At 68.0% G+C, this 12,351-nt stretch carries 20 protein-coding genes and 1 pseudogene; 7 read left to right on the forward strand and 14 right to left on the reverse strand.

What is annotated here, in order from left to right; all coding sequences use genetic code 11:
* Positions 1–470: 470 nt before the first annotated feature.
* The 3 genes from OG953_RS25075 to OG953_RS25085 form a co-directional block, all read right to left on the reverse strand.
* Entirely contained in the window at positions 471–1,256 is a 786-nt protein-coding gene (locus OG953_RS25075; RefSeq protein WP_405687021.1) for a hypothetical protein, read from the reverse strand.
* 96 nt (positions 1,257–1,352) lie between these two features.
* Positions 1,353–2,000, reverse strand: coding sequence for an HAD family hydrolase (locus tag OG953_RS25080; RefSeq protein WP_405687022.1), 648 nt, complete (start codon positions 1,998–2,000; stop codon positions 1,353–1,355).
* Between the two features lie 203 nt (positions 2,001–2,203).
* The gene (locus tag OG953_RS25085) at positions 2,204–2,779 is read right to left on the reverse strand and encodes a TetR/AcrR family transcriptional regulator (protein WP_405687023.1); all 576 of its coding nucleotides are present in this window, start codon (positions 2,777–2,779) and stop codon (positions 2,204–2,206) included.
* Positions 2,780–2,875: 96 nt separating this feature from the next.
* Here OG953_RS25085 and OG953_RS25090 point away from each other — a divergent pair, with 96 nt between their 5' ends.
* Both OG953_RS25090 and OG953_RS25095 read left to right on the forward strand, forming a co-directional pair.
* Complete coding sequence (locus tag OG953_RS25090; protein WP_405687025.1) at positions 2,876–3,322, forward strand: anthrone oxygenase family protein; 447 nt, start codon at positions 2,876–2,878, stop codon at positions 3,320–3,322.
* 101 nt (positions 3,323–3,423) lie between these two features.
* Positions 3,424–3,807 carry a VOC family protein gene (locus tag OG953_RS25095; protein WP_405687026.1) on the forward strand — a complete coding sequence of 128 codons (384 nt, stop codon included), beginning with the start codon at positions 3,424–3,426 and terminating at the stop codon, positions 3,805–3,807.
* Between the two features lie 38 nt (positions 3,808–3,845).
* Here OG953_RS25095 and OG953_RS25100 read toward each other — a convergent pair whose 3' ends face one another.
* The 5 genes from OG953_RS25100 to OG953_RS25120 all read right to left on the reverse strand — a co-directional run bounded on the left by OG953_RS25100 (position 3,846) and on the right by OG953_RS25120 (position 6,240).
* The gene (locus OG953_RS25100; RefSeq protein WP_405687027.1) at positions 3,846–4,205 is read right to left on the reverse strand and encodes a transposase; all 360 of its coding nucleotides are present in this window, start codon (positions 4,203–4,205) and stop codon (positions 3,846–3,848) included.
* An 88-nt stretch (positions 4,206–4,293) separates the two neighbouring features.
* Positions 4,294–5,232, reverse strand: coding sequence for a helix-turn-helix domain-containing protein (locus OG953_RS25105; RefSeq protein WP_405692048.1), 939 nt, complete (start codon positions 5,230–5,232; stop codon positions 4,294–4,296).
* 330 nt (positions 5,233–5,562) lie between these two features.
* Entirely contained in the window at positions 5,563–5,808 is a 246-nt protein-coding gene (locus tag OG953_RS25110) for a DUF397 domain-containing protein (RefSeq protein WP_405687028.1), read from the reverse strand.
* Positions 5,805–5,954 carry a hypothetical protein gene (locus OG953_RS25115; protein ID WP_405687030.1) on the reverse strand — a complete coding sequence of 50 codons (150 nt, stop codon included), beginning with the start codon at positions 5,952–5,954 and terminating at the stop codon, positions 5,805–5,807. The genes OG953_RS25110 and OG953_RS25115 overlap by 4 nt, the downstream gene beginning before the upstream one ends.
* A 52-nt stretch (positions 5,955–6,006) precedes the next feature.
* On the reverse strand, positions 6,007–6,240 hold the full coding sequence (locus OG953_RS25120) for a hypothetical protein (protein WP_405687032.1): 234 nt from the start codon (positions 6,238–6,240) through the stop codon (positions 6,007–6,009).
* Here OG953_RS25120 and OG953_RS25125 point away from each other — a divergent pair, their 5' ends adjacent.
* The 3 genes from OG953_RS25125 (at position 6,241) to OG953_RS25135 (ending at position 7,746) form a co-directional block, all read left to right on the forward strand.
* On the forward strand, positions 6,241–6,411 hold the full coding sequence (locus OG953_RS25125; RefSeq protein ID WP_405687034.1) for a hypothetical protein: 171 nt from the start codon (positions 6,241–6,243) through the stop codon (positions 6,409–6,411).
* Between the two features lie 79 nt (positions 6,412–6,490).
* The gene (locus tag OG953_RS25130; RefSeq protein ID WP_405692474.1) at positions 6,491–6,745 is read left to right on the forward strand and encodes a hypothetical protein; all 255 of its coding nucleotides are present in this window, start codon (positions 6,491–6,493) and stop codon (positions 6,743–6,745) included.
* 305 nt (positions 6,746–7,050) lie between these two features.
* Positions 7,051–7,746 carry a hypothetical protein gene (locus tag OG953_RS25135; protein ID WP_405687036.1) on the forward strand — a complete coding sequence of 232 codons (696 nt, stop codon included), beginning with the start codon at positions 7,051–7,053 and terminating at the stop codon, positions 7,744–7,746.
* A 125-nt stretch (positions 7,747–7,871) separates the two neighbouring features.
* Here the strand turns inward: OG953_RS25135 and OG953_RS25140 are convergent.
* The 3 genes and pseudogenes from OG953_RS25140 to OG953_RS25150 all read right to left on the reverse strand — a co-directional run.
* Positions 7,872–8,222 (reverse strand): annotated as a pseudogene (locus OG953_RS25140) (helix-turn-helix domain-containing protein); the annotation flags it as partial.
* Between the two features lie 331 nt (positions 8,223–8,553).
* A complete protein-coding gene (locus OG953_RS25145) occupies positions 8,554–8,799 on the reverse strand; it encodes a DUF397 domain-containing protein (RefSeq protein WP_405687037.1) in 246 nt (81 codons plus the stop codon).
* Positions 8,796–9,662, reverse strand: coding sequence for a helix-turn-helix domain-containing protein (locus tag OG953_RS25150; RefSeq protein ID WP_405687039.1), 867 nt, complete (start codon positions 9,660–9,662; stop codon positions 8,796–8,798). Before OG953_RS25150 ends, OG953_RS25145 begins: the two co-directional genes overlap by 4 nt.
* Before the next feature lie 134 nt (positions 9,663–9,796).
* Here OG953_RS25150 and OG953_RS25155 point away from each other — a divergent pair, with 134 nt between their 5' ends.
* Positions 9,797–10,219 (forward strand): ATP-binding protein, encoded by a 423-nt coding sequence (locus OG953_RS25155; protein WP_405687040.1) that lies wholly within the window; start codon positions 9,797–9,799, stop codon positions 10,217–10,219.
* 106 nt (positions 10,220–10,325) lie between these two features.
* Positions 10,326–11,180, forward strand: a complete 855-nt coding sequence (locus tag OG953_RS25160) for an NmrA family NAD(P)-binding protein (protein WP_405687041.1) — start codon at positions 10,326–10,328, stop codon at positions 11,178–11,180.
* Between the two features lie 137 nt (positions 11,181–11,317).
* On the opposite strand, the gene OG953_RS25165 is transcribed toward OG953_RS25160, so the two are convergent.
* From OG953_RS25165 to OG953_RS25175, 3 genes are all read right to left on the reverse strand, one after another.
* Positions 11,318–11,569 (reverse strand): type II toxin-antitoxin system RelE/ParE family toxin, encoded by a 252-nt coding sequence (locus OG953_RS25165; protein ID WP_405687043.1) that lies wholly within the window; start codon positions 11,567–11,569, stop codon positions 11,318–11,320.
* Positions 11,566–11,820, reverse strand: coding sequence for a type II toxin-antitoxin system Phd/YefM family antitoxin (locus tag OG953_RS25170; RefSeq protein ID WP_405687044.1), 255 nt, complete (start codon positions 11,818–11,820; stop codon positions 11,566–11,568). Before OG953_RS25170 ends, OG953_RS25165 begins: the two co-directional genes overlap by 4 nt.
* A 106-nt stretch (positions 11,821–11,926) precedes the next feature.
* Positions 11,927–12,343: an RNHCP domain-containing protein gene (locus OG953_RS25175; RefSeq protein WP_405687046.1), complete on the reverse strand. Its 417-nt coding sequence runs from the start codon at positions 12,341–12,343 to the stop codon at positions 11,927–11,929.
* Positions 12,344–12,351: the final 8 nt, after the last annotated feature.

Consider the following 12,351-nt stretch of genomic DNA (forward strand, 5'->3'; position numbering starts at 1 on the left):
ACGGCATCGCCCCCAGAGCCGGACCAGACAACGACACCGCCTCCGGAGCAGGGCAAGTCAGCGGAACAGCCGCCGCTGGGCTACAACGGAACGGCGACTTACTACGACGCCGGTGTGGGGGCGTGCGGCCAAGTCTTCAGAGACAGCGACTTCGTTGTTGCGCTCGGCCCCAGCATGTTTGGATCCGGATACCCGGCTCCTCACTGCGGAAGGAAGGTCGTGGTCACGCACAACGGAGAGTCCATAATCGCGACGGTTCTTGACGAAAGCCCAGGGTCGGGAAGGTATGGCCTCAGTCTGACGCGGGCCGCATTCGAGGCGCTCGCCCCCCTCGATCTGGGGGGCATCGACGTCACTTGGAGTTTCGTGGAGTAGTCGGCTCGCCCGCCATATTCCTTGAGGGGTGGCAAGGTCCCGCAAAAATGTGACCCGTCGGCGGGCCGGAAACGGCCCGCCGACGGGTCACGAGGTCACTTCGCCGTTACGGCGTCGCCGGTGGAGACGACCTTCATGGTCGTGGTCGTACCGAGGAACGCCCAGCGCCAGCTGCCCGAAGCAGTGGCCTTCACCGTCGCGCGGAGATGGCCCTTGCTGTCCGTGGTCGCCGTCGTCACGGTGCTGTACGCGCCGCCGGGCTTCTTGTGCTGCAGCTTCACCACCTGCTTGGTGAACGCGTGGTACTTGAGGTCCGTCCAGTTGGCCCGCGACAGCTTTCCGGTGACGGTCAGCGTGCCCCCCTTCCTGACCGGCTCGGGCGTGGCGTCCGTGGTCAGGGTCGCGGCGCGCTTCACCTTGAAAAGGGCGATGCGGTCGGAGATCCAGTAGTCGCGGTCATTGGCCTGGACCGTGGCGTTGACCTGCCAGTTCCCCGCGACCGCGTTGGCGTCCCAGCCCTCGTTGCCGCTTCCGTACGAGTCGATCCACGTTGGGTCGATCTCCATCGTCGCGGTGCACACGGACGTCGTCGTGCTGACCTTCTTGCACGTCGTGCCGAGGTGGTCTACCGGCCCATGACCATTGGTCGTGTTGTACGCGGACACATCGGCGACCCCCTTCACCCCCGAGTTGTCCTTGATCGTCATGGTGATCGGGAACCGCTTGACGTTCTTGACTCCGACGATCACGTTGCTGCCACCGTTCACGACGGTCTTGGTGACCCGGATGTCACCCCGCCCCTCCGCGTGAGCGGCCGGCGCCACCGCGATCCCGGTGGCCACTGCCGCGACCACGGAGGCCGCAGCGATTCTTCTGCGCATGTCCCACCCCTGTTCTCCCCGCCTCGTGGCAGGGGGAGGACAGAGTAGCGGTCACCCTGACGTGCCTTACTTGCGAGGAGCCGAGTTGATCAGGAGTCAGATTTCCACCAAGAGTGTCGGCAGTTTGCGCATGTCGTCGAAGACCACAGTGTCCGGGCCTTCCAGCCAGTGCGCCGGAGTCAGCCCGCCCGCGTAGCCGAGCGACCGCATCCCGGCCGAACGGGCCGCCTGCACGCCGTACTTGCTGTCCTCGACGACGACGCAGGCTGCGGGCTCGACGCCCATCTGCCGTGCCGCGTGGAGGAAGAGATCTGGTGCGGGCTTGCCGTGCGCGACCTCACTGGCGCTGAAGATGCGGCCCTCGAAGTGGGAGTGGAGTCCGGTGTGGCCGAGAGTGTGGCGCATCTTCTCGTGGCTGCCGCTCGATGCCACACAGGTGGGGAGCCCGAGGGCGGCCAGCGCCTCGTGGATGCCTTCGACCGCGACGAGTTCGGTGTCGACGGCGGCGCGGTGGAGGTCCTCGAAGCGCCGCTGCCAGGCGGCGGACCGGCCGGGCAGGTGGGCCTCGATCAACACACCGATCGACTTGTTGGACCGGCCCACGAACTTCTCGACGACCTCGTCCGCAGTCAGCGGCCACCCCAGCTCGGCGCCCACTTCGACGTGGATGCGCACGGCGATGCGTTCGCTGTCGACGAGTACGCCGTCGCAGTCGAATATGACGAGTTCAGGAGGAGTGGTCATCCGGCCAGGATAAGGAAACCTGCACTTCAACGGGGGCGGGATGAGTCTGGCGGCGCGGGCAGGGATGGCGCTCGGCATCGTCCGCATCGGGCACGAGTGCCGTGTGAGGGGGCGTCATGAATCCTGATGCGGACACCCCCACTCGATCTGAGCCCGGACGTGGTGATCCGGAGAACAGGCGGCGAGCCGGGCCGGCGTGGACCCTAGCGGGGGACGAAGCGGTCGACCAGGAGCGCGAGGCGGTCGGGGACCCGGTCGGCGGGCAGGCGTCCGGCGCGGGTGAGGGTGACCAGTCCGTGCAGCGCGGCCCAGAACGTCTCGACGAACAACCCCGGTTCATCGGGGTGCGCGTGGTCGACGAGCGGGTCCAGCAGGGCCTGGAACGCTTCGCGCAGTGGAGCGGGGGTGGTCTCATCGGCGAAGGGGAGGCCGTTGTCGAGGCTGAACATCGCGTCGTACAGGGCGGGATTGTGCGCGGCGAAGTCGGTGTAGGCGCGGGCCAGCTCGGCCACCGCCTCCCGGCCGGCGGGCCCCTCCGGCACCGCGACGCGCAGCGCGGTCGTCAGCTCGGCGAACCCCTCCAGCGCAACCGCTCCCACGATCTCGTTCTTGCCCCGGAAGTGGCTGTAGAGCACGGGCTGGCTGTACTCGATCCGCTCGGCGAGCCGGCGCGTGGTGACGGCGTCCCAGCCGTGGGCCTCGGCGAGTTCGCGGGCCGTGGAGACGATCAGCCTGTGGCGGTCGGCCCGCTCGCGTTCCTTGCGTTCGTGTACTGACATAAGCAGATTCTAGCACTGCTAGACAATGGAGCGATGGCATGCCTAGCATCGCATCAGAACCTAGCGCCGCTAGGTCGCTCAGGCTTTGGAGGCGTCATGCAGGACGTACTGGCCGTCGTCACGGTCGTTGTGGTCGGGCTGATGGTGGGCGTGGAGTTCGCGGTGGCGGTGTTCGTGAACCCGATCCTCGACCGGCTTCCGAACGACGGCGGGGTCGAAGCGCGAAGCGACGGGGCGCGCGTCCTGGGCCGGGTCATGCCGTTCTGGTACATCGGCTCGGTCGTCCTCGGCGCGGTGTGGTCCACGCTGGCGTGGGGCGACGCGGGCGCGTCGCTCGTCGCCGCGGGCGCAGTGCTGCTCGTGGTGAGCGTGGTGATGTCGATCCTGCTGCTCGTGCCGATCAACTCACGCGTCGCGACCTGGTCACAGGAAGGCGTGCCCGCGGACTGGAAGCAGCAGGTGGGGCGTTGGGACCGGTTCCACTACGTCCGCGTGGGCGTCATCGTGCTCGCCTTCACGCTGTTCGCCGTGGCCCTCGTGTAGGGCGTGCGTCGAAAGTGCCGCCATGCGCCTGAGCTATGTGTGCGCGAAGGCTGAGCGCAACTCGGTTGCGACTGGAATGGAAGTCAGGAAAGCTCGCGCGCATGGTTTCGGTATTGCAGAACGTGGCGATTGACTGTGCGGATGCCTACGAACTGGCCCAGTTCTGGAGCAGGGTGACTGGCCGTCCGCTGCATCCGGAGGTCAAACCAGGTGACCGGGAGACTCTGGTGCTGCTGGCGGAGGGCCCAGTCCTGTACTTCAACCAGGTGCCCGAGTCCAAGACGATCAAGAACCGGATTCACCTGTGCTTGCGCCCTGAGACCTCGCGTGAGCGGGAGGTGGAACGGCTGCTGGGCCTCGGTGCCACCTTTGTAACCGATCACCGGAATCCCGATGGCTCGGGCTGGGCAGTCCTTGCTGACCCCGAAGGCAACGAATTCTGCGTTCTTCACAGCGAGTCCGACCAAGCCGCGATGACTTCCTGACGCTCACGCCACCCTGGCCGATTGCGTATAACGGCTGGTCATAGCCACTCATTGATGGCCGCGATGAGAACGGTCGCCTCGTAGCGGACCGCGAGCTTGCCGTACCTCGTAGCTACGGCCCGGTGCCTCTTGAGGCGGTTGATGCCGCACTCGACCGCATGGCGCTCGCGGTAGCCGGTCTTGTCGAACTTCGGCGGACGGCCGCCGCGGGAGTCGAGCTTCTTGCGGTTGCGGACGTGATCGGCCTTGTCCGGGATGGTGCAGCGGATCCCGCGTCTGCGCAGGTAGGCGCGGTTCTTTCGGGAGGTGTACGCCTTGTCGGCCCGCACTCGCCGGGGCCGGGTACGGGGTCTGCCGGCCCCGAGCTGGGGCACCCGAACGCGGCCCAGGCGCAACATGAGCAGGGCCCCCACCTCCAGGCCGGACCCCGACCAGCCGGGCACCTTCCTGCAGCAGTGATCACCACAGGGTAGAGATCTCACTTGTTCAGGCCGACAGGAGGTGCGGCTCGTCGGCTGCGCAGTCGTGGCAGTGGCCGGGGGTGGGGGAGCGGAAGGCGCGGTCGCAGCGGTCGCAGTTCTGGAGTGGGGTGGGCTGGTAGGCGGGAGTGGTCGGGGGTGGGAGGAGGGCGATGAGGCGGTGCCTCAAGAATTTGGCCGGGAATTTGAGGGGGTGGGGGAGGTCGTTGGTGAGGGCCTGACGGACGGCGGCGGGCGTGGTGCCGCGTTCGAACCAGGTGGCGACGGCGGGGGCGAGGTGGTGGATGTCGCTTTCGGTGAGGGCGATGTGGGGTGTTCGGCGGTGGATGTCGGTGAGGAGCGCGGTGGCGGCGCGGAGAAGTTGGGGGAGGGGTTTGGTGGGTTGGGGGAGTGGTGGGGGTGGGGGCTTGGGCGCGGTGGGGGCGGGGACGTAGGGCGGTGCGGCGGCCACGGGTGTGGGTGCGGGCGCCTCGGGTGGCGCGGGAGTGGCGACCGAAGCTGGGGCCGGGGCAGCGACCGGGGCTGGATGGGTGGGTTTGGGGCGTCGTTTGGGGGCCGGGACGGGGTGGGCGTCGATGGAGCCCGGTTGGTTGTACGAGCAGGTGCGGGTGACGACGCGGCCGTTGGGGAGGCGTTCGCGGGTGCGGCGCAGGTAGCCGTGGAGTTCCAGTTCGCGCAGGGCGGCGGCGATACGGGCTTCGCTCTCCGGGAAGCGGTCGGCGAGGAACCTGATACCGATCTTCGCACCGGTGGGCAGCGACTGGATGTGGGTGCCGAGGCCGATCGCGAGGAGGGACAGCTCGCGGTGTTGGGCGAGGTGGTTGCCGACCACGGTGAAGCGGCTGGTGTGCCGGGAATTGATGTGTACGACACCGGATGACGGCGTGGCGTCCCCGCGAACGGGAGACGGGGTGCGCGAGGGCGCGCTAATCTGCTGGGTATCCATCGGGAAGGTCTCGTCTTCCTCGGTGGTCAGGCCCTCGATCGGGATTGCAGTCCCGGCCGGGGGCCGACGCATGTCTGTGGTTGTGGGGGCGAGCATATGCCAGCCAACCACTTTGAAATCCAGCTCAGTTGGCAAATTTCACCCGTGTGAGTGACGGGGCTCTGGTTGAGGCCGGGGAGCGGGTTTGGTTGGGAAGTTCCTTCTTCCCAAAGCCTTTAAAGCCTTTACGTCGGGGGTCGCCGCGTCGTGGTCGACCGGGTTGCGGCGCACCGGGTCGCGGCTGTCGCGATCCGGTGCGGGACCAGGCATGCCAGGCGGATCGGGCCGCGCTCAGCCCTGGCGCGCGTACGAGACGAAGGCGGACCAGGTGGCGGGGGCGACGTCGAGGTGGGGGCCCTGGATGTTCTTGGAGTCGCGGATGTGGATGGTGGTGGGGCAGGTTGCGACCTCGACGCAGTTGCCGCCTTCGCCCGTGCTGTAACTGGACTTGTGCCAGTCGTAGGCGACTTCGATGCACTCGCCGCCCTCGCCGCTGCTGTAGCTGCTTTTGAACCAGTGCAGTTGCTCGGTGTTCATCGCTCTCCCAGCATCTTCTCGATGAGCGTCAAGGACTCCGTGGGGGTGAGAGCCCGCGAGCGGATGATCCCATAACGCTCGCTGAACACGCGGACTTCCTCCTCGCTGAGCCCAAGCCACAGCACTTCGAGGACCTCATCGAGCAACTGATCGTTTTTGATCTGGGCGTTCAGAACAGCTTTGCCTATGAGCCGTCGCTCAGCTTGCCGCTGGACGACGGCCGACGAGTCCGAGCAGCCGCTCCAGGGCGGGAGAGCTCGCGGAGATCTCGACCGCCGGGGCGAACGCAGTCCTTGGCCGGTCGCCGGATGCTGCTCCGGTCGGGATCAGCGCCGCGACCTTGAGTGAGTAGCGGACGAGGTCGGCGCCCGGATCGAAGGCAACACCGATGGTCTGAGCGACGTCCCAGCCGTGGACTACGCAGTCGAGCACATGCATACCGAGCGCGACCCGGCCGGGAAAGCTCCGCCGAACGAGACGAAGACCGTCACCATCGCCTGGCCCGCAGGCTCCCTCCCGGCCGAGAACCCGGACTCCCAAAGCACCAACCGGCCGATCCGGATCAGCCCGCTCGGCAAGGTCAGCGACTCCCCCGCAGGCTGATACGCGAGTGCCCCCTGCGGCCAGGGAAACGCCCTGGCCGGGGGTGCCCCTATGGGTTTCGTCAACCCGTTGGGGAGGGGTGGGGTTCGTAGAAGGTGCCGTCGCGGAGCATCGCGAACAGCACGTCGGCTCGGCGTCTGGCGAGGCAGAGGAGGGCCTGGGGCACGGGGCGCCCTGCGTGAACTGCTTCCGCCTGCTCCTCGGCGCGGCACGATTGCCGCGCGAGGAGGCGGCCGACGGGACCGTGGCCTACCGGGCCTACCGGGCCTACCGGGCCTGGCGCGACGGCCGGGTACACCGGTCCATGGGTGAAGTACTGCGCGGCACCGGGTGAGGTCCGGGGCCGCTGTCTGGTGTTCAGCTGGTCTCTTCATTGCTGGCGGCGGCCAGTGGTCCCCAGGAGCAATGGACGCGGGTGCCGTGATCGCGAAGCCACTTGATCTCGCGATGTCGCAGTTCTGACGCTTGGTCCCGGACATGCCCCTTGAGCTGGGGTTGGTGCAATCCAACGCCATTTCTTGGAACCGAAGTTGCTGAGACAGGACCCGGACATTCACAGGATCATTTCAGGATCGAATCGGCCCTAGTGTGATCGGTGTCAGCAGGAAACACCGCAACCGACAGTCGCTGGAGATCACGATGCGTTCGCGTCTCGCCGCCCGTTCCGCCCGTCTCGTCCTGGCCGCCGTGGCCGTGACGGCCCTCGCCGCCACCACCACCGCCTGCGACCCCGACGACGTCGCGGACGCCGGCAGCTCCGCGGCCCCCTCCGCCGTCGCCTCCGCCGGCAGCGGCGGGAGCGACAGCCCCTCCAGCGACAGCCCCTCCACCAGCGGCTCCTCCACCGGCGGCTCCAACTCCAGCGGCTCCAATTCCAGCGGCTCCACCGACAAGACCGACTCCGGCGACGGCGGGAAGAGCGGCTACGGGCAGTCCTGCGGCACCAACGACCTGGACTTCACGGTCACCTCGGAGTCCCAGGCCGGCGGCTACTACCTCGTCACCGCCAAGGCCAAGTCCGGCATCACCTGCTACCTGGAGATCAACACCCCCAGCGTGTCCTTCGGCTCCGGCGCCGACGGCGTCGCCTCCCCCGTCGGACAGGGTGGCGAAGACCCCATCAAGCTCACGGGCTCCACCGTCGCATACACCGGTATCAGCCCCAAGACCACCAACAGCAATGCCGGCAAGGAGTTCGAGAACGTCATCATCGCCACCACCGACGACGATCCCAACCCCGCCGAACTCAAGCTCCCCGACACTGCCAACGTCGACAAGCCCATCGTCACCAACTGGGCCACCAACCGCGCCGAGGCCGTCCCCGTCATCGCCTGACGAACCGGACCGGGACCGCCGACGTCGCGCTCCACACCACGGCTTCCTTCGACGCAATCATCCGGCTTGGTGCCCCGCTTGCGGGCCGGGGCGGGGTGGGCGTCGATGGAGCCCGGTTGGTTTTACGAGCACGTGCGGGTGACGACGTGGCCGTTGGGGAGGCGTTCGCGGGTGCGGTGCAGGTAGCCGTGGACTTCCAGTTCGCGCAGTGCGGCGGCGATGCGGGCCTCGCTGTCCGGGAAGCGTTCGGCGAGAGCTTTGATCCCGACCTTTGCCCCGGCGGGGAGCGATTGGATGTGGGTGGCGAGGCCGATCGCGAGGAGGGAGAGCTCGCGGTGTTGGGCGAGGTGGTTGCCGACGACCGTGAAGCGGCTGGTGTGCCGGGAATTGATGTGTACGACACCGGATGACGGCGTGGCGTCCCCGCGAACGGGAGACGGGGCGCGCGAGGGCGCGCTAATCTGCTGGGTATCCATCGGGAAGGTCTCGTCTTCCTCGGTGGTCAGGCCCTCGATCGGGATTGCGAGTCCCGGCCGGGGGCCGACGCATGTTTGCGGTTGTCGCGGCGAGCATATGCCAGCCAACCGCTATGAAATCCAGCTCAGTTGGCAAACCTCACCCGTGTGAGTGACGGGCCGCTGGTTGAGGCCGGGGGAGGGGTTTGGTTGGGAAGTTCCTTCTCCCCAAAGCCTTTAAAGCCTTTACGTCGGGGGCCGCCGCGTCGCGGTCGACCGGGTCGCGGCGCACCGGGTCGCGGCTGTCGCGATCCGGTGCGGGACCAGGTGTGCCAGGCGGATCGGGCCGCGCTCAGCCCTGGCGCGCGTACGAGACGAAGGCGGACCAGGCGGCGGGGGCGACGTCGAGGTGGGGGCCCTGGACGTTCTTGGAGTCGCGGATGTGGATGGTGGTGGGGCAGGTCGCGACCTCGATGCACGCGCCGCCCTCGCCGCTGCTGTAACTGGACTTGCGCCAGTCGTAGGCCACCTCGACGCAGGTTCCGCCCTCGCCGCCGCTGTAGCTGCTCTTGAACCAGCGCAGTTGCTCGGTGTTCATCGCTCTCCCAGCATCTTCTCGATCAGCGTCAAGGACTCCCTGGGGGTGAGAGCCTGCGCCCGCATGATTCCATAGCGTTCGTTGAACAAGCGGACCTCGTCTGGATCGGTGACGAGGCGGGCATGCCCCTGAATCTCTGTGTACGCCGCCTCGCTACGGCCCTTGGGGGTGAGAAGGGTGAATGGGCCATCCATCGAGGGATGTTCGTCTCGGTCGATTGGCATGACCTGAAGTTCTACCGTTCGCATGCGGCCGACCTGGCTCAGCCGAAGCAGTTGGCCGACGTGGACGGTACGTCCGCCGAGCGGGCGTTGAAGGACTGCTTCCTCAACCACGAAGCTGAAGGTCGGCGCGGGCCAGCGTTCAAAAATCTGCTGGCGGGCGAGTCGATCCGCGACCCGATTCTCTACTGTCTGCTCGTCCAGCAGAGGGCGGCGCTTCGTGAACACTGCCCGCGCATACTCCTCTGTCTGGAGCAGGCCGGGAATCGCCTGGTTGCTGTACTCGTGGAGCGCCACGGAATCGGCTTCCACCCGCGCAAAGTCCCGGAACCAGTCCGGGTGCCGCGTCCGTGACCGTGACAGTGCCTCCCGCACCTCGTCGACCGCTGCTCGAAGCACCCCGCCCGCGTCCAGCACCTGGTCCGCGCGGCCCAGGAAGTCCGGCTGAGGTGTCCGTACACCCCGTTCCATCGCTGAGATCAGGTCTTCGCCGCAGTGTGTCGCCGTGCCCAGATCCTTCTGGCTCAGGCCCGCGCGTTCTCGCAGCACCTTGATCTGCTTGCCCAGCGCCCTGAACAGGTGCGCCGTCCCGTCCGACTCGGCCGGTCGCTCCGGTCGTTCTTCGCGTTCCGCATTTGCCATCCGCCCCGCACCGCCCTCTGTCCGCCCGGTCACGGCCGACGCCCCGTACAGCCGACCGGGCGTGCCCGTACAGCTCCTCGGAGTCGTGGTGTCACTCCTGGTCAGCGTACGAGTAACCGGACACGCTGAGTCACATGAACGCCGAAATCACTCTTGTGGGCGCCGAGTTCGTCCAACGCTTCAGCGCCACCCGCCGAGGCGCGCGGCTCGCCCGTCGGCTCGCTGTGCATCAACTCGACGAGTGGGGTGTGCCGTACGGGAGCGAGCTCTCCGACAATGCCGCCCTGGTCGTGGCCGAGCTGGCGGCGAATGCGGTGCTGCACGGGCACGTGAAGGGGCGGGACTTCGAGCTGAGGCTTCTCAGCCTGGCGGACACGCTCCGTGTCGAGGTGTCGGACGCACTGGGTGAGCGGGGGCCGCAGCGGTGTGCGCCGACGAGTGGCGCAGAGTCGGGGTACGGCCTCCACCTGGTCGAGGCGCTGGCCACGTCCTGGGGAATCACCGGCCGGGTCGTGGGCAAGACGGTCTGGGCCGAGTTGCTCGCCTGTCATCCTTGAGACGGATTCGCGGCAGGGCCGACGCCCACCACCCGGGGCCCTCCTGGTGGCAGGTCCGGCCGCCGCTGGTCAGCATGGACCCATATCCGTCGACCAGGGAGACCTCATGTCCATCGCGGTACTCGGAGCGACCGGCGGCCAGGGCGGCGCGGTGGCCGCCGCCCTGCTGGAGGCAGGGCGTGCCGTGCGCGCCGTGGTGCGTGATCCCGGCAGCGGGCGGGCCAAGGCGCTGGCGGCGGCCGGAGCGGAGGTCGTCCCCGGGGATCTGTTCGACGCGGGCTCGCTCGCCGAGGCGTTCCGGGGCACGACGGCCGCGTTCGCCGTCACCACACCGTTCCAGGACGGTCTGGACGCGGAGGTGGCCCAGGGCGCGGCGATCGTGCGGGCCGCCGAGGACGCCGCACTGCCGCATCTGGTGCTGGCCTCCGTCGCCAGTGCGGACCGTGGCACCGGCATCCCGCACTTCGAGACCAAGGCCAGGACCGAGGAACTGCTCGCCGGCTCCGGACTTCCGGCAACGGTGGTGGCACCGACCTACTTCTACGACAACGCGCTGGGCGCGCTGGACGAGGTCGCCGCCGGCCTCCTCACCATGCCGCTTCCCGGCGACACCCCCCTCCAGCAGGTGGCACGGCAGGACCTGGGCCGTGTCGTGGCCGCGGTCGTGGCCGATCCGGACCGCTGGATCGGGCAGCGGATCGAGGTGGCGGGCGACGATCCCACGCCGGTCCGGATGGCCGAGGAGATCGGACGGGCCGCGGGCGGCACGGTCGCGTTCCGGCAGACGCCGCTGGCGGACCTGCGTAGCACCAACCCCGACATGTTCGCCATGTACAGCTTTCTGGCGGACACCGGTTACCAGGTGGACCTGGAGGCGTTGCGGACGCAGTTCCCCACCGTCCCCTGGACTCCGTACGGCGCATGGGTGGACGCCCAGGAATGGCCTGCACCCCGCGTGTGACCCCGCTATTGCGGTTATTGCGGTCGCATCAGTTCCAGGTCCTCGCCCCATGCGTCCAGCACCGCGCCGTGCCCGGCGTGACGGAGTGGGTTGTGGGCAAGACGGTGTGGGCCCAGTTGGCCACGACTCCGTGACGGTCAGCCGACGCGGCCGAGGTGGATCACGATAATGGTGACCTGGGTTTCTGCGATCTCGTACAGCACTCGGTAGCGCCCGACGTGCACGCGTCGCAGCGTGTGGGAGCCGTATGGTGCAGATCCTTGAGGCAGAGGGTTGTCGGCGACGAGGTCGACGGCATCCATTAACTGGCGCAAGCCGTCGGGATCGTCCTTGAGGAACCGGGCAGCCTGGTCGATGGCGTGCTCGTCCCACGTGATCAGATACGTCAACGCTGCTCCAGGCCAAGTCGTGCACGGACCTGGTCATGCGGAACGGTTTCCACGGTGCCGGCGGCCTGGCGTGCCTGGTACTGGGCGAGGGCCAGAGCATCCTCCAGTTCGGCCAGTTCCTGAGGATTGATCAGTATGGCCGCAGGCTGACCGTGGTCGGTGATCGTGATGCGTTCCCGGGCATTCGAGGCTCTGCGGACGAGCGAGCCGAAGCGGGCGCGGGCTTCAGTGATCGGCAACGTGTCACTCATACACGGAAGTGTACACTTGTTGCATCTTGTGTCCAGTTGGCGGCGGTATCGGTGCCTCGGCGCCCGGTCGCCGTCGTCATCACGGCGGTGACCGGGCGCCCCCGTGTCACAGCGCGAGCAGTGCTCGCACGGGGACGACGGTGTCCGACAGGGGACGTACGGCCATGCGCATCAGCGCCAGGGCGTTGTCGTCTCCCGCGATGCGGTTGGCGCTGAGCTCGCCGCAGGTCAGGCACTCGTGGATGATCGACCACTCCCCGTTCTGCCGCACGGACAGGCTGAGCGCCGTCATCCGCCCGCGGCAGTCGGCGGCCCGGTCTCCCGGAATCCGCAGATCGACGTGCAGGCTGGTCAGGCAGTGCGGGCAGTGGTTGCGATGGGCGGTGCCCGGTGCGATCAGCGGCACGTCGAGCCGGCAGCCGACGCAACGGAACGCGTCGCCATGAGCGCCGCCCGGTCCGTGCAGAACGTCCTTGCGTCTCTGCGGGCGGTGGGACGGTCGTCGGGGTCTACGCCGTGGCACGGGGGGTC

The organism is Streptomyces sp. NBC_00057, assembly GCF_045041165.1.
Lineage (GTDB): Bacteria > Actinomycetota > Actinomycetes > Streptomycetales > Streptomycetaceae > Streptomyces.

What these genes read in the sequence shown, in the direction of transcription:
- OG953_RS25075 (WP_405687021.1), bottom strand. Translation starts at nt 1,256, where the DNA reads ATGCGCAGAAGAATCGCTGCGGCCTCCGTGGTCGCGGCAGTGGCCACC.
- OG953_RS25095 (WP_405687026.1), top strand. Translation starts at nt 3,424, where the DNA reads ATGGTTTCGGTATTGCAGAACGTGGCGATTGACTGTGCGGATGCCTAC.
- OG953_RS25090 (WP_405687025.1), top strand. Translation starts at nt 2,876, where the DNA reads ATGCAGGACGTACTGGCCGTCGTCACGGTCGTTGTGGTCGGGCTGATG.
- OG953_RS25155 (WP_405687040.1), top strand. Translation starts at nt 9,797, where the DNA reads ATGAACGCCGAAATCACTCTTGTGGGCGCCGAGTTCGTCCAACGCTTC.
- OG953_RS25100 (WP_405687027.1), bottom strand. Translation starts at nt 4,205, where the DNA reads ATGTTGCGCCTGGGCCGCGTTCGGGTGCCCCAGCTCGGGGCCGGCAGA.
- OG953_RS25135 (WP_405687036.1), top strand. Translation starts at nt 7,051, where the DNA reads ATGCGTTCGCGTCTCGCCGCCCGTTCCGCCCGTCTCGTCCTGGCCGCC.
- OG953_RS25105 (WP_405692048.1), bottom strand. Translation starts at nt 5,232, where the DNA reads ATGGATACCCAGCAGATTAGCGCGCCCTCGCGCACCCCGTCTCCCGTT.
- OG953_RS25080 (WP_405687022.1), bottom strand. Translation starts at nt 2,000, where the DNA reads ATGACCACTCCTCCTGAACTCGTCATATTCGACTGCGACGGCGTACTC.
- OG953_RS25125 (WP_405687034.1), top strand. Translation starts at nt 6,241, where the DNA reads ATGCATACCGAGCGCGACCCGGCCGGGAAAGCTCCGCCGAACGAGACG.
- OG953_RS25145 (WP_405687037.1), bottom strand. Translation starts at nt 8,799, where the DNA reads ATGAACACCGAGCAACTGCGCTGGTTCAAGAGCAGCTACAGCGGCGGC.
- OG953_RS25160 (WP_405687041.1), top strand. Translation starts at nt 10,326, where the DNA reads ATGTCCATCGCGGTACTCGGAGCGACCGGCGGCCAGGGCGGCGCGGTG.
- OG953_RS25150 (WP_405687039.1), bottom strand. Translation starts at nt 9,662, where the DNA reads ATGGCAAATGCGGAACGCGAAGAACGACCGGAGCGACCGGCCGAGTCG.
- OG953_RS25170 (WP_405687044.1), bottom strand. Translation starts at nt 11,820, where the DNA reads ATGAGTGACACGTTGCCGATCACTGAAGCCCGCGCCCGCTTCGGCTCG.
- OG953_RS25110 (WP_405687028.1), bottom strand. Translation starts at nt 5,808, where the DNA reads ATGAACACCGAGCAACTGCACTGGTTCAAAAGCAGCTACAGCAGCGGC.
- OG953_RS25085 (WP_405687023.1), bottom strand. Translation starts at nt 2,779, where the DNA reads ATGTCAGTACACGAACGCAAGGAACGCGAGCGGGCCGACCGCCACAGG.